We start from the raw sequence: 19,568 nt of genomic DNA, 5'->3' as shown, positions 1-19,568 counted from the left end.
GCGCAGGACCCCGCTGGCATACGCAGCGGGATCAGGAATGGCTCGCACGCTAAGGGGCGGGGATCGATTCACAGTTGATTCAAGTCAACACGCCAGGCGCGGCAATTTGCTTGCCCCGGTTTTTCTACCTCTTTCGAGCTACTCCCTAACGCGCTATAAATTACTTGTATATCAATAGGTTATGCTCAATACGGCTCCGCTTTTCGGTGCTCCGTTGGTAGCTGAAGAACGTTGGAGGTATACCCATCAGCATGGCAAGCCGCCCCCGAGCAGCGCAGAATGACGGCCACGACACAACCGCGAGCCCACCATGTCCCCTTCCGAAAGCGAGCAGCTCGCCACCCGCCACTCGATCGTGTTCAACACGCTCGTGGCGTTCGTGGTGATCATTGGCTTTTCGCTCATGAGCCTGCTCGGCAGCCTGTACCTGGCCGACGCCCTGGAAGGCGATGCCGAGGCGATCAACCAGGCCGGCAGCCTGCGGATGCAGACCTACCGACTGGCCTTCGTCGCCGAGCAAGGCTCACCGCAGTCACTCGAGGAGCGCATCGCCACACTGGAAAACACCCTGGAGTCGGCTTCGCTGCGCTCGGCCCTGCTCCGGCATCGCAACAGCGCCCTGCCGGCGCTGCATGCCAGCGTTCTGCAGCATTGGCAGCAGCGTATGCGCCCGTTGTTGGACGGCCCGACGGTACGGCTGGACGAGTACCGCCAGGAGGCGCACATCTTCGTCAGGGAACTGGATGTCTTCGTGCATGCGCTGCAGGAGGCATCGGAAGGCAAGCTAGGCGTCATCCGTGCCCTGCAGGCCGGAACCCTGTTCATCATCGTGGCGATCGCTTTCGTCCTGATCTACGGCCTGCACAACAACCTGGCGACGCCGTTGCGCAGCCTGACCAAGATGGCGCGCGACATCGGCCAGGGCGACTTCAGCGGCCAGGTGCGAATCCCCGGCGATACCGAGCTGAGCCTGCTGGCGCGCACGCTCAACCAGATGAGCCAGGAACTGGCCAGCCTGTATGCGCAGATGGAACAGAAGGTGGACGAGAAGACCGCCGCCCTGACCCGTAGCAATGCCTCCCTGCAGCTGTTGTTCAACAGCGCGCAGATGCTCTACAGCCAACCCGAAGACCCCTCGCAGATGATGGGTTCGCTGCTGGCCAAGGTGCAGCAGGTGCTCGGCACCGGGCAGGTTTCGCTGTGCCTGAACTACGACTCCGAGGGGGGCAGCCACACGGCCATGACCTCGCGCGACCGCCAGCCACCGGAATATTGCCAGTTGCCCGACTGCGCGCAGTGCCCGGTGAACCGCTCCGGCATACTGCCGAGCGGGGAGAAGCTGGTCAGCTTCGAACTGCGCTCCGGCCAGGACGAGCTGGGCTTGCTGAGAATCGCGCAAGCCGAAGGCGAACGACTGGAACCCTGGCAGACGCTGCTGCTGACCACCCTGGCGGACCTCTTCGCCGCCTCCCTCAGCCTGGCGCAGCTGGGCCAGAAACAGGCGCGCCTGGCGCTGATGGAAGAACGCGCGGTGATCGCCCGCGAACTGCACGATTCCCTGGCCCAGGCGTTGTCGGCGCAGAAGCTGCAACTGGCGCGACTCAAGCGCCTGATGAACAAGGAAAGCAGCAAGGCGCAGCTGGATGACAGCGTCGAGCAGATCGACCGCGGCCTGAACTCGGCCTATCGCCAGCTGCGCGAGCTGCTGACGACTTTCCGCATCAAGGTCAACGAACCGGGACTCAAGCCGGCCGTGCAGGCCACCATCGGCGAGTTCAGCGCCAATTCCGGGCTGCAGATCGCGCTCGACTTCCAGCTCGACCATTGCCCGCTGACGCCCAACGAAGAGGTGCATTGCCTGCAGATCGTCCGCGAGGCGCTGAGCAACGTGGTCAAGCATGCCGAGGCCAGCCGCTGCTGGCTGACGCTGATACAGGACCCGCGCGGCGCCATTGACGTCAGGATCGAGGACGACGGTATCGGCATCACCCTCGAAGACAGCCGCGTCGGCCATTACGGGCTGATCATCCTGCGCGAACGCGCCAGCAGCCTGAACGGCACTATCACGATCGGCCCTCGCCCCGAGGGTGGCACGCGGATACACCTGCACTTCCCGCCCGCCTATCGCCATATTCCCCTGCAACAGGAGCCCGTCACGCGATGAACGAAGGTACGACGACCACCACTCGCATCCTGCTCGTGGACGATCACCCGATGATGCGTCGCGGCCTGCGTGACCTGCTGGATCTGGAAGACGACCTGGAAACGGTCGGCGAGGCGGGCAATGGCGAGGACGCCATCAGGCTGGCCACGCAGCTGGAACCCGACCTGATCCTGCTGGACCTGAACATGCCCGGCATGGACGGCCTGGAGACCGCCCGGCGCATGCGCGACGCCGAGGTCGACGCGCATATCATCATGTTCACCGTCTCCGACGAGCAGAGCCACGTGCTCGAAGCCCTGCGCAACGGTGCCGACGGCTACCTGCTCAAGGACATGGACGCCGAGCAACTGGTCGAGCAGATCCGCGCGGCGGCCACCGGCAAGATGGTGCTCAGCCCGGAACTGACCCAGGTGCTGGCCGAGGCCATCCGGGTCCGCCCCAAGCCATCCGGCCAGGTGCAATTCTCCAGTCTGACCAAGCGCGAGAAGGAAGTGCTGCGGCTGATCGCCAAGGGCCAGAGCAACAAGATGATCGCCCGCAAGCTGGGCATCACCGAGGGCACCGTCAAGGTCCACGTCAAGAACCTGCTGCACAAACTGGGGCTGCGCTCACGAGTCGAAGCCGCGGTCTGGACGCTGGAAAACCAGCAGATGCGCGCCTGATGCCTCTCCACGGCAGGCTGGTGAATCTGCCCCAGCGCCGTATCGCGCGACTCCGCCGCGCTAAGGAGCGGGGCCGCCACGACGAAACGGCTGCGTCCTGTACTCGTCGGCGGGCTCCGGCGGCTCAGGGGCATCGCCGAGCTGGAACGGTTTCGGCGGTTCGCTGACCAGCTGTCGGGTAGGCGGTTCGAGGCGTTCCGGCTCGGGCTCGAGGCGTTCGCGAATCGCCAGCCAGGCAGCGGCGGCCAGCGCGGCGGCCAGTACCCGGTAGACCAGCGAGGCCAGATCGAAACCGATCAGCTCGCCGCCATCGAGCCACAGCGAAAGCAGCCGGCCCAGCACCAGCGCCAGCAGGGTGATCATCAGCATCATCAGCGCCGGTCGCGCCCGTTCGGGTGCACGCGCCGCCCAGAGCAGGAACAGCGCCAGCCCCAACTGCAAGCCCCCGTAGTAGACGCGCATGTGGCTGACCGAGGCGCTCTCCATCAGCAGCATGCCGTTCAGATTGGCCATCTCGTAGGGGCGCAGCCAGTAGGCCAGGCTGAGGCTGGCCATCACCAGCGCCTGCACAAGCAATACGCAACGGGCAAAACGCATCGAAAACACTCCTGATGTATGACTCGGTACCCGGCTGGGCATTCGGACTGCATCGACGCTCGTTGGTTCGCTTGGCCGGCCGTCGGGAAGCCTGCGGACTGTGACAATCGCTCACAGTTGAACCTTGGGCTGGCGGACGGCCGAGAGGTATTCTTGCCCACCTCGCTTGTCGGAGTACCACCATGCGCCGTTTTCTGCTTCTGCCCCTCCTGCTCGCCGGTCTCGCCCAGGCCGCCGAGCCGATCGCCATCGACGTCTATCGCGACCCCAATTGCGGCTGCTGCAGCGCCTGGATCGACCATCTGGAGGAAAACGGCTTCGCCGTCACCGACCATGTGGTCAACGACATGACTGCGGTGAAGATGGAACACGGCGTGCCGCATCGCCTGGGCTCCTGCCACACCGGTGTGATCGACGGCAAGTTCGTCGAAGGCCACGTCCCGGCCGCCGACATCCTCAAGCTGCGCGCCCAGCCCGCCCTGATCGGCGCCGCGGTGCCGGGCATGCCGGTCGGCTCGCCGGGCATGGAAATGGGCGAGCGCAAGGACGCCTACCAGGTCATCGGCGTCGGCAAGCAGGGCGAGGAATCGGTGCTGGCCGAGTATCCCGGCAACTGATCGAGCCCTGCGCCGGCAGGCCTTGCAGCTATTCTGCGATTGAGCGGTCCTACCCTCGGTAGAACCTCGACAGAAGGAATGGCCCATGCGCTGGAAAAAGGCTCGTCGCAGCGACAACGTGGTGGACGCCAGGGGCCGCAGCGGCCTGCGCCTCGGTGGTGGGCTGGGGCTGGGCGGCATCGCCATCGTCGTGGTGCTCGGCCTGCTCTCCGGCCAGGACCCGCTGCAGATCCTCGGCCAGCTGGCCAGCCAGACCGATACCAGCGTCTCCCAGCAGGGCCAGCGGCCCAGCGGCGACGACCCGCAGGTGGAATTCGTCCGCGCCGTGCTCGGCGACACCGAGGACACCTGGCGCGCCCTGTTCCTGCAGGGCGGCGCGCAGTACCGCGACCCGACCCTGGTGCTGTTTCGCGGCGGCGTGAACTCGGCCTGCGGCTTCGCCAGTTCGGCGGTCGGCCCCTTCTATTGCCCCGGCGACCAGCAGGTCTATCTCGATCTGCAGTTCTTCGACGACATGGCCCGGCGCTTCTCCGCCGCGGGCGATTTCGCCCAGGCCTACGTGATCGCCCACGAAATCGGCCACCACGTGCAGACCCTGCTCGGCGTGTCGCGGCAGATGCAGGCGGCCCGTCAGCGCGGCGCGCGGATGGAGGGCGACAACGGCCTGCTGGTACGCCAGGAATTGCAGGCCGACTGCTTCGCCGGTGTCTGGGCCTACCACGCGCAGCAGCGCCATGACTGGCTGGAGGAAGGTGACCTGGAGGAAGCGCTGAACGCCGCCAACGCCATCGGCGACGACCGCCTGCAACAGCAAAGCCAGGGCCGCGTGGTCCCCGACGCCTTCACCCACGGCACCTCGGCGCAACGCATGCGCTGGTTCCGCGACGGCTTCGAACATGGCGATCCGGCGCGCTGCGACACCTTCAAGGCCGCGCGGCTGTAGCCGCTTCCGTGTGTGTACCGCAGCAGGACGGCGGCTGCCGGGCACGCGAGGGCGTTGCAATGACCGGTGGGCTGAAGCCCACCCTACGACATCCAGCGCCGCTGCCCTTCTCCAACACGACGCCTGACGTTGCGTAGGGTGGGCGTCAGTTGCGTAGGGTGGGCTTCAGCCCACCAGAAAGCATCCGGAAGTCCGGGGCGGCCAAAGCCCGCCCTGACCTCTGCGCGAACTTGAACCGGTGTGTGCTCGACCCGCTATCCGCCCTGCTCTTGCGGTTCAGCCCAGCACTCCGCGCAACGCATGACAATCACGCGCATACAGGTCGCTCAACTCCGGCCAGGGGTTTTCCGGCACGTTGACCAGCACGCCGCGCGCCCCGGCGGCGCGGGCGCATTCCAGGTCGAAGCGGTAGTCGCCGACCATCACCATGGCCCCCGGCTCGACGCCCCAGCGCTCGGCCAGTTGCAACAAGCCGCCCGGATGCGGTTTGGGCGGCGCCTCGTCGCGACCGAGGATGTCCTCGGGCAGGAAGCAGTCGCCCATGCCCACCGCCTGCAGCGTCACCAGCGCCAGTTCGTGGGCGTTGCGGGTGAGCACGCCGAGCCGGCAGTCGCGTTCGCGCAGCGCATGCAGCAGCTCGCGCGCCCCGGTCGCCGGCCGTGCGCCATAGGCCAGCTCGCGTTCGTGCTCCAGCAGCCAGGCACGCTTGGCCGCCGCCTCGTCGGCCGGCAGCGCGGCCAGGTGGTGCAGGATGTCGTCGTCCTCGGGAATGTCCAGCGCGCGGCGGATCGCGGCGAAATCGTGCACGGCGATGGTCAGCGTGCCGTCCATGTCGAATACCCAGTGGCGAATGCCGGCGAGGTTCACATCCAGTCCTCGCGCACGCGGATCAGCCCCTCCTGCGCCACCGAGGCCACCAGCCGACCCTGGCGATCGAAGATGCTGCCACGGGCGAAACCGCGGGCATTGCCGGCCCAGGGGCTGTCGATGGAATAGAGCAGCCAGTCGTCGACCGGGGCCTCGCGATGGAACCAGATCGCATGGTCCAGGCTGGCCAGCTGGATGAACTTGCTCCAGGAACTGACGCCATGGGGCTGCAGCGCGGTGCCGATGAAGCTGAAGTCCGAGGCGTAGGCGAGCAGGTATTTGTGCAGCGCCGGGCTGTCGGGCAGCGTGCCGTCGGCGCGGAACCAGAGGTGGCGTATCGGTTCGAGCGGCTGCGGGCTGGCCGGGTCCTGCAGGGTCACCGGGCGGATCTCGATGGGCTTGGGTCGGCGCAGCTTCTCCATCACCCGCTCCGGCACCAGCGGCGACAGCTTGTGCAGCAGATCCCATTCGCTGGGCAGATCGTCCGGGCCGACCACCTCGGGCATCGGCAACTGGTGCTCGTAGCCGCTTTCCTGGGCCTGGAACGAGGCGATGCCGGTGAAAATGATCTGGCCCTTCTGGATCGCACTGACCCGGCGCGTGGTGAAGCTGCCGCCATCGCGCACGCGGTCGACGTCATACACTACCGGCTGGTGCGAATCGCCCGGGCGCAGGAAGTAGCCGTGCAGCGAATGCACGTGGCGCTCCGGGACGACCGTCTGGCTGGCCGCGGAAATCGCCTGGCCGAGCACCTGCCCGCCGAACAGCTGGGGAAAGCCGAGGTCCTGGCTGGCGCCACGGAACAGGTTTTCCTCGATGCGTTCCAGCGTCAGCAGGTTGACCAGGGCGTCGAGTATCTGGGTCATTGCAGCTTCCTTGAAAGAGGGTATGGAGCAGGCATGCCATGTTACGGGCTTCGCCCACGCGGGTCAGCCACCGCGCCGATCGGCACGGCGCTGCCGATAGAGCAGATGGCGCCGCAAGGGGTGCCCCGGCGGCAGGCCGGGATGCTCGAAGCGGCCTTGCGCATCGGCCTGCATGCCGAGCGCTTCCAGCAACTGGCGGGACGGCTCGTTGAGCTGCGCGATACAGGCGACCACCTCCGGCAGGTCGAGACGTTCGAAGGCACAGGCCAGCACCGCTTGCGCTGCCTCATGGGCGAGCCCCTGCCCCCAGTGGGCGCAGGCCAGGCGCCAGCCGAGCTCCACAGCCGGCGCGAACGGTAGCGGCAACGTGCTCCAGGCGAGCCCGCAGAAGCCGATGAGGTCTTCACTGTCCTTGCGCTCCAGTGCCCACAGGCCGAAGCCGTGGCGGATGAAGTGCAACCGGCAGCGCACCAGCAGCGCCGCGCTCTCGTCGCGCGACAACGGCGCCGGGTAATAGCGCATCACTTCCGGATCGGCGCAGAGCTGCGCCAGCGGGTCGAGGTCCTCGTCACGCCAGGCGCGCAACTTCAGGCGCGGCGTCTCCAACTCGATTCGCCCGGCCATTCCCGCGGCTTGAGCCTGCCAGCACCCAGCCGGCATACTCCAGCGCACTACCCGTCCAGTCGAACTCACATCGTTCATGTCACTGCCCCTGGTCTACCACGACGACTACAGTCCGTCTCTGCCGCCGGGCCATCGCTTTCCCATGGAAAAGTTCCGCCTGCTGCGCGATCACCTGGTCGCCTCTGGTTTGACCACGGAGGCGGCGCTATTGCGCCCCGAACCGTGCAGCCACGACATCCTGGCCCTGGCCCACGACCTCGATTATGTCGAGCGTTACTGCAGCGGCGACATGGGCCGCGAGGAACTGCGCCGCCTCGGCCTGCCCTGGAGCCCACGACTGGCGCAACGCACGCTGCGCGCCGTGGGCGGCTCGTTGCTCGCCGCCGAACAGGCGCTGCGGCACGGCCTGGCCTGCCACCTGGCCGGTGGCACCCACCACGCGCATCGCGACCATGCCTCGGGGTTCTGCATCTTCAACGACCTGGCGGTGATCGCCCTCCATCTGCTGGAAAGCGGGCGGGTCGGCCGCGTGCTGATCTTCGACTGCGACGTGCACCAGGGCGACGGCACCGCGCGCATCCTGGAGAACGTGCCCGATGCGGTCACCGTCTCGCTGCACTGCGAGCAGAACTTCCCGGCGCGCAAGGCGCATAGCGACTGGGACATCCCGCTGCCGCCGGGCATGGGCGACGAGGCGTATCTGCAGGTGGTGCACGACACGCTGAACTACCTGCTGCCGATCTACCAACCGGACCTGGTGCTCTACGACGCCGGCGTCGACGTGCACCGCGACGATGCCCTGGGCCTGCTCGCGCTCAGCGACGCCGGCCTGGCCGCGCGCGACAGCGCCGTGCTCGATCACTGCCTGGGCCGCGACACCCCGGTGGTCGGATTGATCGGCGGCGGCTACGACAAGGACCGCGCCCTGCTCGCCCGTCGCCATGCACAGCTGCATTTCAGTGCCGCCGCGGCCTGGCAGCGCTACGGGCTGGGCTGAACAGCCGCTACAATGCCCGCCCCGTGATGCTCGCCAGATTGCCGCCATGACACTGCCCGCCTCTTCCCCCCGCATCGCCATCATCGGTGGCGGCCCCGCCGGCCTGATGGCCGCCGAGGTGCTGAGCCAGGCCGGCATCGCGGTCGACCTGTACGACGCCATGCCCTCGGTGGGCCGCAAGTTCCTGCTGGCCGGCGTCGGCGGCATGAACATCACCCATGCCGAGGCTTTCCCCGCATTCGTCGAGCGCTACCGCGAACGGGCCGGCGAGCTACGGCCGTGGCTCGAAGCCTTCGGTCCGAACGCGTTGCGCGGATGGATTCACGGCCTGGGTATCGACACCTTCGTCGGCAGTTCCGGGCGGGTCTTTCCCCGCGATATGAAAGCCGCGCCGCTGCTGCGCGCCTGGCTCAAGCGGTTGCGCGACAGCGGCGTGCAGATCCATACCCGCCGGCGCTGGCTGGGCTGGAGCGAAGACGGCCGCCTGCGTGTCGCCGGCCCGGAGGGCGAAAACCTGCTCGCCCCGGACGCCACCCTGCTCGCCCTGGGCGGCGGCAGCTGGGCGCGGTTGGGCTCCGATGGCGCCTGGGTGCCGCTGCTGCAGGCCCGCGGCATCGCCATCGCACCGCTGCGGCCGGCCAACTGCGGCTTCGAAGTGGCCGGCTGGAGCGCCCATCTGCTCGAACGCTTCGCTGGCGCCCCGCTCAAGACCGTCACCCTCGCCCTGCCCGGCGAAGCCCCGCGCAAGGGCGAATTCGTCCTCACCGCGAGCGGCATCGAAGGCAGCCTGGTCTACGCGCTGTCGGCGCCGATCCGCGAACGCATCGGGCAACAAGGCTCAGCCACCGTGCTGCTCGACCTGCTGCCGGACCGCTCGCACCAGCAGATCGCCACCGCCTTGGCCAAACCGCGCGGCTCGCACTCCATGGCCAAGCACCTGCACCGCCAGCTGCGCCTGGATGGCACCAAGGCCGCCCTGCTGCGCGAACTGACCGATGCCGACGCCTTCCAGCATCCACAGGCCCTTGCCGCTGCGATCAAGGCCCTGCCCATCACCCTGCTCCGCCCTCGCCCGCTGGACGAGGCCATCAGCAGCGCCGGCGGCGTGCCGTTCGAGGCGCTCGACGACAATCTGATGCTGCGCCAGTTGCCCGGCGTGTTCTGCGCCGGCGAAATGCTGGATTGGGAAGCGCCTACTGGCGGCTACCTGCTCACCGCGTGTTTCGCCACCGGGAAGGCCGCGGCCGAGGGGATGCTGCGTTGGCTAAACGACGCCGTCTGACCGGAGCGTCCCGCCATGGCGGGTTCGGCGCTCCATAGCCGCCAGCACATAACGTCACGTGGGACGGTACATCTTGAAGCATGACTCGCGGCCCAACTGGAAATAGTCGGCCGGCCCCCCGCCACGCAAGACCGGCTCGGCAGCCGCGGTGTCGTAGACGCCATCGACGAGTAGCGCCTTGGCGATGTGCACGGCGACGACTTCGCCGAGTACCAGCCAGGTCGGAACAAGCGTCTGGTCCGCGCCCTGCAGCTGAACGATCTGGGTCACCCTGCATTCGAAGGACACCGGGCTTTCCAGCACCCGCGGCACTTTGGTTATCTTCGAGGCCACCGGCGTCAGGCAGCTCAGGACGAACTCATCCACGTCGGCGGCAACGGCGGCACAACTCTGGTTCATCGCTTCGGCCAGCGATCGCGTCACCAGGTTCCAGCAGAATTCGCCGGTTGCCTCGATATTGTTCAGGCTGTCCTTTCGCCCCACGCTGGCGAAGCCGATGATCGGCGGCGTGTAATTGAACGCGTTGAAGAAGCTGTACGGCGCCAGGTTCAGCCGGCCTTCACCATCCTGCGACGAGATCCAGCCGATGGGGCGCGGGCCGACGATCGCATTGAACGGGTCATGGGGCAGCCCATGCCCCTGGCCGGGTTCGTAGTAGTACATATCGTTGTGCATGAGGTGCTCCCGGAGCCTGTCAACGTAGCCGTGAAGGAGACTCGCCACGCGTATTCGCGGCCTCGCTCCCGAAGGCGGAATCATCGGCGCGCGCGGCCGCGCGCAGCAAAAGCAAGCTCAGCAACGACGCGCAGGTGAGCAGGCCGAACACATCGGTGTAACGCTCCACCACCGTCATCAGCAGCGCAAACGCCGGCAGCCCCAGCAGCACGCCGCCGTAGGTGAACACCAGGCAACCGCCCGCCGCCTCGGCGATGCGATCGGGTGGCGCAAGACGTGCCACTTCCGCCAGATAGACGCCGTTCCAGCCCAGCGCCGCGAGGCCGAACAGGCAAAGCGTCATGACGACACCGGCCAGCGGCCAGGCCGGACTCATGAAGTAGATCAGCACCGTCCCCACCGATGTGCTGCAGGCAATGATCGCCAGTGCGATCAGACGATGCCCGATGCGGTCGGCGATCCAGCCCCACCACAGGCGGCCGGCAATCCCGCTCGCCTGCACCATGGTCATGACCGCCCCGGCAGCGATCAGGCTGACGTCCAGGTCCTCGACCAGCATTGCCACCGTGAACGAGGAGAGCGACAGCTGAACGGTGGAAAAGCACAGGGTGACGATCGCCAGGTAACGCAGCGGCTTATGGGCCCAGACCACCCTGATGCCCTCGAAGGGTGAGCGTCGCCAATTCAAGCCGGGTTCGCGGCGGTCATCCCAGCTGCGGCGCTTGAATTGCAGCCCGAGGATTCCAAGCAGCGCCAGGCCGGCGAGTAGCCAGAGCCCCTGCCGCCAGCCGATCCCGAGCGCAAGGGATGGCGCCAGCGCACCGGCGAGCATTCCCCCGAGCGGAACGCCCGTCTGTTTGACGGAGAAAATGAACCCCTGACGCTCCAGCGGCGTGAAGCGCACCAGCAGCACCGATGCCGATGGGTTGGTCATGCCGTACCCCAGGCCGACGACCAGTGCCGCGAACACCGCCACCAGCAGATTGGGCACGCTCATCAACGCCGCGCCCCCACCCAACAGCAGCAGCGCGGTCTGGCTGGCCCGACAGGGCCCGAGGCGCCGGGTAAGCGGGCCGCCCACCAGCGACGTCAGCATGGCGCCGCCGAATACCAGGCTGACCTGCAAACCGATGGCCGAGGACGGAATACCCAGCGCGGCGGAAACCTCGGGGGCAATGGCCGAGGGATACAGGGCGACCAGGGCGGAGAAGGCCAATACCAGCGTGGTGCTCAGCACAACGATCAGCATTGGCCACTCCGAACCGCAAACCGCAGGGGACTCGCTCCGGCGCGAGCCACGATTGCAGGCGTATCGACTGGCATGGACGAATCCTGTTTCGAGAACGGGTCAGGCTAGCGGCCCATTGCCCCACCCACAATACGTTGTTCGGCAAGCAACCCTTCGCAGAATGCGAAGCAAGGCCACGGCCGCGCTCACGGCCTGACTCGTTCGCTCCACCCAGAGCAAAGGCGCCAGGCACCCACCGCAAAGTCAGCCGCGAGCCTTCGCGAAACGCGAAAGCTACCTTGGCGATACATCAATTGTTCGCAGGGCTTGGCTTGGACACACTCGGGGCGAACAGATTTCGAAAGGAGCGGACACAGCAAAACGATTCCTCCTCGGCGTAGTGCCCGGACAGTCTCGACTTCCGGCCTTCAGGTGCCGTGCACCTCGATCCTGCTTATCCACGTAACGCCATTACGAACAGGCATTACGCAGAGCCTGATTTCAGCCTCTCGGATTCCTCCAACCCCAGCGCCGAGACCCTACTGAACCCGGCGCAATGTGAACAGATTATGCGCTCGGACGGACAGGTTCCGGCCGTCATCTGAGCGGCTTACAAAAACAACTACAAAAGGATTTCACCGTGTTAACCATGACCATCATTCTGGCAATACTGGTTTGTATTGGTGTCGGCTATTGGCTGAACATCAACATCGGCCTGCTCGCTATAAGCGCTGCCTATCTCATCGCCACCACCATGATGGGGATCAGCGTGAAGGAGCTGGTGACCTACTGGCCTCTCAATCTGTTTTTCATCATCTTCGCGGTCACCTTCTTCTTCGGCTTCGTCATCGCCAACGGAACCATGGAGAAGATCGCGAGGAATGCCGTCTTCATGGCTCGCGGCATGCCGAGCATGATTCCCTTCGCGCTGTATGGCCTGGTTCTGCTGGTCGCGGGGATCGGCCCGGGGCATTACGCCGTATTCGTCTTCCTCTCCCCCTTGGTGATGTCGGTCGCCAGCCGTACCGGCATGAGCCGGTTGCTGGGTGCGATCATCATCGTCTCCGGCGGCATGGCGACCACCTTCACCAGCATCAGCCTGGGTGGGCGCGTGACCCAGGGCATCCTCGAAAACGCGGGCTACGACGCCGTGACCGCCGCGGACTACACCCACACGCTGCTGGTGGACTCCTTCATCTTCCAGACGCTGGTGTTCCTGGTGGCCTACGTTCTACTCAAGGGCTATCAGACCAAGAGCCTGGAAACCGAACGCCCGGAGCCCTTCGATGCCCAGCAGCGCCGCACCCTCTGGCTGGTGACCTTCATCATCGGGCTGATCATCGTGCCTTCGACCATCGCCGCGTTCCTGCCGGCCGGCTCGGCGTTCGCCGTCATCGCCGCGCATGTCGACCCCACGTTCATCTCGATCATCGGCGTGGTGCTGGCGCTGATCCTGCGGGTGGGTGACGAGAAGGCCGCACTGGCCAAGGTCCCATGGGCGATCATCATCCTGCTGTGCGGCATGGGCATGCTCATCAGCGTGGCGGTCAAGGCCGGCACCATCGCGGCGTTGTCGCAGTGGCTGGCAGCGAACGTCAGCCCGGCGATGGTGCCCTATGCCACCGGCGTGGCCTCGAGCGTGATGAGCTTCTTCTCCAGCACCCTGGGTGTGGTGATGCCGACGCTGTTCCCCATCGTCCCGAACCTCGCCAGCAACGCGGGCCTTAGCCACACCGTGCTGCTGTCGGCGATCGTGCTGTGCTCGTCGCTGACCGGCTTCTCGCCCTTCTCCTCGGGCGGCGCGCTGGCACTGGCCGGCGTTCAGGAGGAAGCCGAGCGCGGCAAGCTGTTCTACCGCCTGTTGCTGGTGCCGCTGTGTGGCGTCAGCGGTGTTCTGGTTTTCGTTTTCCTCGGCCTGCTTGGCTGACCACCGGGCTGGCAGACCGGACTCGAGACGGCGCCGCCCCAAACGGAAGGGATAGAAGATGACTGCACAAACGCTTTTCGAAAAACTCTGGGCACGCCATGCCGTGCTCGACACCAACGACGGCCAGACGCTGCTGTACGTCGACCTCCACCTGATCAACGAGGTGACCAGCCCCCAGGCTTTCGACGGCCTGCGCCTGAACGGGCTGCAGCCCTGGCGCCGCGGATCGGTGCTCGCCACCTCCGACCACAACGTGCCGACCAAGGCGCGCGAGGCCGGCATCACCGATGCGGTGGCGCGCCGCCAGGTCGAGGCGCTGGAACGCAACTGCGCCGAATTCGGCCTGCAATTCTTCGACATGAAGGACGAGCGCCAGGGCATCCTGCACGTGATCGGCCCGGAACAGGGCATCACCCTGCCGGGCATGACCATCGCCTGCGGCGATTCCCACACCACCACCCATGGGGCTTTCGCGGCCCTGGCGTTCGGCATCGGCACCTCGGAAATCGAGCACATCCTGGCCACGCAGTGCCTGCTGCTGAAAAAGCTCAAGACGCTGCGCATCACCATCGACGGCGTGCTGGCACCCCACGTCGCCTCCAAGGACCTGGCGCTGGCCCTGATCGGCAAGATCGGTACGGCCGGCGCGACCGGCTACGCCATCGAGTTCACCGGTGAAACGGTCGCGGCGATGAGCATGGAAGCGCGCATGACCCTCTGCAACCTGGCCATCGAAGCCGGCGCCCGCTGCGCCATGGTCGCCTTCGACGACACCACTTCTCGCTACCTCAAGGGCCGCCCGCTGGCGCCCGCAGGCGAGCAGTGGGATGCCGCCGAGGCGTACTGGCGGACCCTGCACAGCGACCCGGGCGCGCGCTTCGACCGCGAACTGCACCTGGACGCGGCCAGCATTCGCCCGCATGTCACCTGGGGCACCTCGCCGGAGATGGTTACCGACGTCGACGGCCGGGTGCCGAGCCCTGATGCGGAGAGCGATCCGGTCAAGCGGCGCGGCATGCAGCAGGCCCTGGAATACATGGGCCTGCAGGCTGGAACACCGATTCGCGAGATCAGCCTGGACAAGATTTTCATCGGCTCCTGCACCAACTCGCGCCTGGAAGACCTGCGCCTGGCCGCCAGTGTGGTCAAGGGCAGGCGGGTCGCCGACAACATCGTCCAGGCGCTGGTGGTTCCGGGCTCGGGCCTGGTCAAGCGGCAAGCAGAAGCGGAGGGCCTGGATCGAATCTTCACCGAAGCCGGCTTCGAATGGCGCGACGCGGGATGCTCGATGTGCCTGGGCATGAACGAGGACCGCCTCGGCAAGGGCGAGCGCTGCGCCTCGACCTCCAACCGCAACTTTGAAGGACGCCAGGGCCCCGGCGGGCGCTCTCACCTGGTCAGCCCGGCGATGGCGGCGGCGGCGGCCATCGCCGGCCATTTCACCGATATCAGCGATCTTTGAGGGACGAACATGCAAGCCTTCACCCAACTCGAAAGCACCGTGGTTCCACTGGACCGCTCCAACATCGACACCGACGCGATCCTCCCCAAGCAGTTTCTGATGATCATCGAGCGCACCGGCTTCGGCCCGCACCTGTTCGACGAGTGGCGCTACCTCGACCGCGGCGAGCCCTACAAGGATTGCTCGCAGCGACCGCTCAACCTGGCGTTTCCGCTCAACCAACCCCGTTACGCCGAGGCGAACATCCTGCTGACACGGGCCAACTTCGGCTGCGGCTCGAGCCGTGAGCATGCGCCCTGGGCACTGTCCGACTGGGGCATCCGCGCCATCATCGCGCCAAGCTTCGCCGAGATTTTCTATGGCAACTGCTTCAAGAACGGCCTGTTGCCGATCGTGCTCGACGAGGCGACGATCGACCGACTGTTCGGCGAGGTGGACGCCATGCCGGGCTACCGGCTGCGTATCGACCTGGAGCAACAGACGGTGGTCGAGCCGAACGGCCAGGTGAATCGCTTCGAGATCGACGCCTTCCGCAAGGAGTGCCTGCTCGAAGGACTCGACGAGATCGGCCTGACCCTGCTCAAAGGTGATGCCATCCGCACCTTCGAACAGGCCCGCCAGGCCCAGGAGCCCTGGATGTTCGCCGGTGCGCGCCGGCTCGATTGAGGCGAGCCAGCGGCACCGGTAACGTCCTCGAGAACTGGAGCGCCGACCTCAAGGATGAGTTCGCCGGGGCACCGCCTTGCCTCGGCGAAACCCCGCACAAGGGCGAGTTCGTCCTCACCGCGAGCGGCATCGAAGGCAGCCTGGTCTACGCGCTCTCGGCGCCCATCAGCGAGCGCATCGCCCAGCAGGGCGCGGCCAACGTGCCGCTCGACCTGCTACCGGATCGCTCGTAACAACAGATCGCTACTGCATTGGCCAACCGCGCGGCTCGCACTCCATGGCCAAGCACCCGCACCACCAGCTGCGCCTGGATGGTGCCAAGGCCGCCCTGCTGCGCGAACCGACCGATGCCGATGCCTTCCAGCATCCACAGGCCCTTGCCGCTGCGATCAGGGCCCTGCCCATCACCCTGCTCCGCCCGCGCCCGCTGGACGAGGCCATCAGCAGCGCCGGCGGCGTGCCGTTCGAGACGCTGGACCACAACCTGATGCTGAACCAGCTTCCGGCGTGTTCTGCGCCGGCGAAATGCTGGATTGCAAAGCGCCCACGGCGGGTATCTGCTTACCGCATGGCCGAGGGAATGTTGCACTGGCTGGACGCGCGCTAAGCGAATCAATGGCTGTGCCATACGTGACCGGCAAATAGGTAAGCGCAACGTTCCGCGATGAGTTAAAAAATCGCTGTGGCTGTAGAGGTTGTTAGTGGGCTTGAGGACCGGGCTGCCGATGGCGACTGACAGAAATCGGCCAGAAGCAGCCAGCTCCACAATCTGCTATAGAGCACTCCGAGTAAGAAAAAACATCGGGTGCAAGCACCCCAAAATCCTTCCAAGGTAGGTTTGGATCAGTGATCAATCAGATAGACATCGCAAGCTTCGGCAGCTTTTCAGGCCTAGAATGGAAGAAGGCCGTTCGGGACAGCGGAAAAAACGTTAAAACCTTCCAGCGTCTGAACATCCTCTACGGGCGTAACTACTCGGGCAAGACGACCCTCTCGCGTATTTTCCGTGCACTGGAAACAGGCACGCTTCCGTCGAACTACACAGGTTCGTCCTTCACCGTTACTGGCGACAAGGGCGCTGTCACCTGCTCGGGACTACTGACTCACGATTATGACGTGAGAGTGTATAACCGCGACTTTGTGGCCGAGAACTTGAGCTTCCTGGTCAACCAGGATGTCGGCGGGGAGATCAAGACCTTCGCCATCGTCGGTGAGAAAAACAAAGAGATTGACGACGCCATTGCTGCCATCGAAGCCAAGCTGGGCAGCGTTGAGGCCAAAGCCGGCCTCCGCTTTGATCTGGAGGGAAGAAAAAAAGAGCGCGATCGCACCAAGGCCGGCCACAGTGCTGCTCTTAGTGCGCTGGATGGCAAGCTCCGCTCACACGCCGCTGACAAGATCAAGAAGAATCCCCAGTACGGCGTTCCCGTCTACAACATCGATAACATCAAACGCGACATTGCAACTACCAAGAAGGCTGGATTTGCTCCACTGACAGTTCTGGAGCAGGCTGCAAAACTTGCGCTCCTCAAGCAAGAGGCTTTGCCTGACATTACAGCCACGCTTGCCATTGCGCTCAGATATGACTCACTGAAGAGCCAAGCTGAGCCACTTCTATCCAAATCTATTACGCCGACCAAGCCTATCCAGGAGCTGCTCAACGACAGCCTTTTGCAACTATGGGTTAAGCAAGGTATCCCTCATCATCGTGATAAACGGGACGTATGTGCCTTCTGCCGACAGAGCTTGCCCCATGACATTTGGCAGATCCTCGATGAGCATTTCAGCAAGGAGTCTGGCGACCTAGAAACAGACTTGGACAATACCATCACTGCAGTGAAAAGCGAGATCGCGACTGTGGCTGGCTTAATCACGTTGAGAAGCGATCAGTTCTACACGGAGGAGCGCTCTGCCTTCGATACAAGCAGCCAGGCGCTTGCAGATGAATTGGGCATTTACAAGAAAGACTTGGAGGGGCTAAAAAAATTACTGGAAACACGAAAAAATAATCTTTTCCAACCCGTGGTACTGCCGCCCTCATTGCACAACCCCAAAGAGATTCAGCAGCATGTGAACGCTATCAATGACTTGATTGCCACTAACAACAACAAAACAAAAACGCTGGAAGAGGACAAGGCTTCCGCCAGAGATGCGCTTCGATTGGCTGACGTGTCTGCGTTTGCGGATGCGATTACCTACGACACAGAACTTGCCAACATAGCAACCCTCAAGACTAGCGCCGATACTGCAGACACAGCCTATACGAGTGCGGAAAAAGAAATTCGTGACGCCGAGGTCGAAGTCCAAACTTTGCGAAACGAGCAGAGGGATGAGCGCAAAGGGGCTGGACGTGTCAACTCACTGCTCAACAACTTCTTCGGCCATGACGGCCTTAAGCTTGAACCTCGTGACAGTCCTGACAAGGCAACCGTCAAATTTGAGATCACACGAGACGGTAAGGCAGCGTACAACCTAAGCGAAGGCGAGTGCAGCTTGATTGCCTTCTGCTATTTCATCGCCAAGTTAGAAGACCCTGACAGCAAGGGCAAAGAATTAATCATATATATCGACGACCCAATTTCGAGCTTGGACAGCAATCATATATTCTTCATGTTCAGCTTGATTGAGAGCTTGATTGCCAAGCCAGTAAAAAAAGCCGATGGCTCAAACACCTATCGATACAAACAGCTTTTTATTTCAACACACAACTTAGATTTTCTGAAATATCTCAAGCGCCTATCTATTCCAACGAAGAAAATAGCTACTGGGGACGGCAAGACGAAAAGCAGCTCTGACCACGAGCATTTCATGATTGAACGCAACGGGGCAGCAAGTAACATCCTGCTCATGCCGTCTTATCTCAAGGACTACATTACCGAATTCCACTATCTGTTCCACCAAATCTACAAGTGCAAAGACCAGGCGGCTGCACAAATCAGTCACGAGCCTTTCTTTGGCTTCGGCAACAACTTGCGAAAATTCCTTGAGGCCTTTCTCTTCTTCAAATATCCCTACCATGATGACAGAAACGACAGCTTTGAACGAATCAAGAAGTTCTTCGGGGAAGAAGAGGACACAGCCATCGCCCTTGTCAATCGGCTCAACAATGAATTTTCTCACTTAGAAGCCGTACCAGATAGAAGCTTTAAGCCGATAGAAATCCCCGAGATCGCTAGGGTAGCAAACTACGTATTGGACAAAATATATGCTTCTGACCCCATCCAATATAATGCTTTGTTGAAAAGCATCGGCGAACCTGAACGGGCGGCTTGAGATACAGTTTTTCAGGAAAGCTGCCAACCAATCGATCGACTATGGGGCGGTAGCCGGACGATCTCTATAGCCCGCTATTCACCCAGAACTGGCCTCTGCCAAGGGCAGCCCTGGGTCGTTGTCGAGAGTCCGCTATTGGCCGGAAGCGGACGATGCCACCAGCAGCCATGGGTCGAGATCAGTCATTAAGCGTGCTGCCTTCGCACCCGAATTTTGAATGGCCACGCCTAATCGCGCATTCCCATAAGCGCTACTGCACCTGCTTACCAGCTTCCATAGGGGATACCGAAGCGCTCGATATAACGTCTGGATTTTTCGCTAACCTTGTAAGCGTAGCGGCCTTCGTTATTGCCTTGGTCAGGTCCAAGCGGCTCCACCTCGGCTTGGATACGGGCGACTTTGATGGCGTTGTTGCAACTATCCCGCACCCAAACTTGCACGACCCCACCCGGCGCCAGCCCCAAGTGCATAAGCGCCATATAGGAAGCGGCGTCGTCTGGGGTTTCCGGACAGCGCCGTACGGTCGATGAGCGCATGATCTGCCGGGCATCGTCCGGTATGTCTACCCAGGCCCTGTAGGTCTGCGGCTCCACGATGGATTGCCAACGCACGAAGACACGTTTGGGCAAATCAGCGCCAACGACTGCCTTGCCGATTCCTGTTGTCCCTGTCCACCCCCGCGCCACCTCCCCATCCTTCTCTGGAGTGCCATCCGCGC

Annotated in this window: 17 protein-coding genes and 1 pseudogene; 11 read left to right on the top strand and 7 right to left on the bottom strand. The window is 63.9% G+C overall.

Annotated features, from left to right (window positions below; translation table 11 throughout):
- The first annotated feature begins 310 nt into the window (after positions 1-310).
- Positions 311-2,164 (top strand): type IV pili methyl-accepting chemotaxis transducer N-terminal domain-containing protein, encoded by a 1,854-nt coding sequence (locus IN820_RS14645; protein ID WP_235989168.1) that lies wholly within the window; start codon positions 311-313, stop codon positions 2,162-2,164.
- Between the two features lie 50 nt (positions 2,165-2,214).
- Positions 2,215-2,826 (top strand): two-component system response regulator NarL, encoded by a 612-nt coding sequence (gene narL / locus IN820_RS14640; RefSeq protein WP_235989170.1) that lies wholly within the window; start codon positions 2,215-2,217, stop codon positions 2,824-2,826.
- 60 nt (positions 2,827-2,886) lie between these two features.
- On the opposite strand, the gene IN820_RS14635 is transcribed toward narL, so the two are convergent.
- Positions 2,887-3,423, bottom strand: a complete 537-nt coding sequence (locus IN820_RS14635; RefSeq protein WP_193681663.1) for a DUF4345 family protein — start codon at positions 3,421-3,423, stop codon at positions 2,887-2,889.
- A 182-nt stretch (positions 3,424-3,605) separates the two neighbouring features.
- On the opposite strand from IN820_RS14635, the gene IN820_RS14630 reads away from it, so the two are divergent.
- Positions 3,606-4,040, top strand: a complete 435-nt coding sequence (locus IN820_RS14630) for a DUF411 domain-containing protein (protein ID WP_193681662.1) — start codon at positions 3,606-3,608, stop codon at positions 4,038-4,040.
- Positions 4,041-4,125: 85 nt separating this feature from the next.
- Entirely contained in the window at positions 4,126-4,983 is an 858-nt protein-coding gene (ypfJ, locus tag IN820_RS14625) for a KPN_02809 family neutral zinc metallopeptidase (RefSeq protein ID WP_193681661.1), read from the top strand.
- A gap of 276 nt (positions 4,984-5,259) precedes the next feature.
- Here the strand turns inward: ypfJ and IN820_RS14620 are convergent, their stop codons facing one another.
- From IN820_RS14620 to IN820_RS14610, 3 genes are all read right to left on the bottom strand, one after another.
- Entirely contained in the window at positions 5,260-5,814 is a 555-nt protein-coding gene (locus tag IN820_RS14620) for an HAD family hydrolase (RefSeq protein ID WP_207793648.1), read from the bottom strand.
- 32 nt (positions 5,815-5,846) lie between these two features.
- Positions 5,847-6,716, bottom strand: coding sequence for an acyl-CoA thioesterase II (tesB, locus tag IN820_RS14615; protein ID WP_193681659.1), 870 nt, complete (start codon positions 6,714-6,716; stop codon positions 5,847-5,849).
- 63 nt (positions 6,717-6,779) lie between these two features.
- Entirely contained in the window at positions 6,780-7,340 is a 561-nt protein-coding gene (locus IN820_RS14610) for a GNAT family N-acetyltransferase (protein WP_193681658.1), read from the bottom strand.
- A gap of 76 nt (positions 7,341-7,416) precedes the next feature.
- On the opposite strand from IN820_RS14610, the gene IN820_RS14605 reads away from it, so the two are divergent.
- The gene (locus IN820_RS14605) at positions 7,417-8,337 is read left to right on the top strand and encodes a histone deacetylase family protein (protein WP_193681657.1); all 921 of its coding nucleotides are present in this window, start codon (positions 7,417-7,419) and stop codon (positions 8,335-8,337) included.
- A 46-nt stretch (positions 8,338-8,383) separates the two neighbouring features.
- On the top strand, positions 8,384-9,619 hold the full coding sequence (locus IN820_RS14600; protein WP_193681656.1) for a TIGR03862 family flavoprotein: 1,236 nt from the start codon (positions 8,384-8,386) through the stop codon (positions 9,617-9,619).
- A 54-nt stretch (positions 9,620-9,673) separates the two neighbouring features.
- Here the strand turns inward: IN820_RS14600 and IN820_RS14595 are convergent, their stop codons facing one another.
- Both IN820_RS14595 and IN820_RS14590 read right to left on the bottom strand, forming a co-directional pair.
- Positions 9,674-10,294, bottom strand: a complete 621-nt coding sequence (locus IN820_RS14595) for a flavin reductase family protein (RefSeq protein ID WP_193681655.1) — start codon at positions 10,292-10,294, stop codon at positions 9,674-9,676.
- Positions 10,295-10,313: 19 nt separating this feature from the next.
- Positions 10,314-11,543 (bottom strand): MFS transporter, encoded by a 1,230-nt coding sequence (locus IN820_RS14590; protein WP_193681654.1) that lies wholly within the window; start codon positions 11,541-11,543, stop codon positions 10,314-10,316.
- Positions 11,544-12,171: 628 nt separating this feature from the next.
- On the opposite strand from IN820_RS14590, the gene IN820_RS14585 reads away from it, so the two are divergent.
- From IN820_RS14585 to IN820_RS14565, 5 genes and pseudogenes are all read left to right on the top strand, one after another.
- A complete protein-coding gene (locus tag IN820_RS14585; protein WP_193681653.1) occupies positions 12,172-13,449 on the top strand; it encodes an SLC13 family permease in 1,278 nt (425 codons plus the stop codon).
- Positions 13,450-13,507: 58 nt separating this feature from the next.
- Positions 13,508-14,911, top strand: a complete 1,404-nt coding sequence (gene leuC / locus IN820_RS14580) for a 3-isopropylmalate dehydratase large subunit (protein WP_193681652.1) — start codon at positions 13,508-13,510, stop codon at positions 14,909-14,911.
- A gap of 9 nt (positions 14,912-14,920) precedes the next feature.
- Positions 14,921-15,577: a 3-isopropylmalate dehydratase small subunit gene (gene leuD / locus IN820_RS14575; protein WP_193681651.1), complete on the top strand. Its 657-nt coding sequence runs from the start codon at positions 14,921-14,923 to the stop codon at positions 15,575-15,577.
- Positions 15,544-16,222: pseudogene (locus tag IN820_RS14570) on the top strand (aminoacetone oxidase family FAD-binding enzyme); the annotation flags it as partial. The gene leuD and the pseudogene IN820_RS14570, both read left to right, overlap by 34 nt.
- Positions 16,223-16,423: 201 nt before the next feature.
- Entirely contained in the window at positions 16,424-18,850 is a 2,427-nt protein-coding gene (locus tag IN820_RS14565) for an AAA family ATPase (RefSeq protein WP_193681650.1), read from the top strand.
- Positions 18,851-19,113: 263 nt separating this feature from the next.
- Here the strand turns inward: IN820_RS14565 and IN820_RS14560 are convergent.
- Positions 19,114-19,568: DUF2931 family protein (locus IN820_RS14560; RefSeq protein ID WP_193681649.1), on the bottom strand; the 455-nt coding region annotated here is incomplete at its 5' end.

Origin of the sequence: Pseudomonas lopnurensis (assembly GCF_015070855.1) — a bacterium.
GTDB lineage: Bacteria > Pseudomonadota > Gammaproteobacteria > Pseudomonadales > Pseudomonadaceae > Stutzerimonas > Stutzerimonas lopnurensis.
Note: the sequence above shows the minus strand (reverse complement) of the source record. Positions and strands in the feature narration are given on the sequence as shown.

Bases quoted from the DNA above. Each gene is read 5' to 3' on its own strand.
- IN820_RS14645 (WP_235989168.1), top strand. From the start codon at position 311: ATGTCCCCTTCCGAAAGCGAGCAGCTCGCCACCCGCCACTCGATCGTG.
- narL (WP_235989170.1), top strand. From the start codon at position 2,215: ATGATGCGTCGCGGCCTGCGTGACCTGCTGGATCTGGAAGACGACCTG.
- IN820_RS14635 (WP_193681663.1), bottom strand. From the start codon at position 3,423: ATGCGTTTTGCCCGTTGCGTATTGCTTGTGCAGGCGCTGGTGATGGCC.
- IN820_RS14630 (WP_193681662.1), top strand. From the start codon at position 3,606: ATGCGCCGTTTTCTGCTTCTGCCCCTCCTGCTCGCCGGTCTCGCCCAG.
- ypfJ (WP_193681661.1), top strand. From the start codon at position 4,126: ATGCGCTGGAAAAAGGCTCGTCGCAGCGACAACGTGGTGGACGCCAGG.
- IN820_RS14620 (WP_207793648.1), bottom strand. From the start codon at position 5,814: ATGGACGGCACGCTGACCATCGCCGTGCACGATTTCGCCGCGATCCGC.
- tesB (WP_193681659.1), bottom strand. From the start codon at position 6,716: ATGACCCAGATACTCGACGCCCTGGTCAACCTGCTGACGCTGGAACGC.
- IN820_RS14610 (WP_193681658.1), bottom strand. From the start codon at position 7,340: ATGGCCGGGCGAATCGAGTTGGAGACGCCGCGCCTGAAGTTGCGCGCC.
- IN820_RS14605 (WP_193681657.1), top strand. From the start codon at position 7,417: ATGTCACTGCCCCTGGTCTACCACGACGACTACAGTCCGTCTCTGCCG.
- IN820_RS14600 (WP_193681656.1), top strand. From the start codon at position 8,384: ATGACACTGCCCGCCTCTTCCCCCCGCATCGCCATCATCGGTGGCGGC.
- IN820_RS14595 (WP_193681655.1), bottom strand. From the start codon at position 10,294: ATGCACAACGATATGTACTACTACGAACCCGGCCAGGGGCATGGGCTG.
- IN820_RS14590 (WP_193681654.1), bottom strand. From the start codon at position 11,543: ATGCTGATCGTTGTGCTGAGCACCACGCTGGTATTGGCCTTCTCCGCC.
- IN820_RS14585 (WP_193681653.1), top strand. From the start codon at position 12,172: ATGACCATCATTCTGGCAATACTGGTTTGTATTGGTGTCGGCTATTGG.
- leuC (WP_193681652.1), top strand. From the start codon at position 13,508: ATGACTGCACAAACGCTTTTCGAAAAACTCTGGGCACGCCATGCCGTG.
- leuD (WP_193681651.1), top strand. From the start codon at position 14,921: ATGCAAGCCTTCACCCAACTCGAAAGCACCGTGGTTCCACTGGACCGC.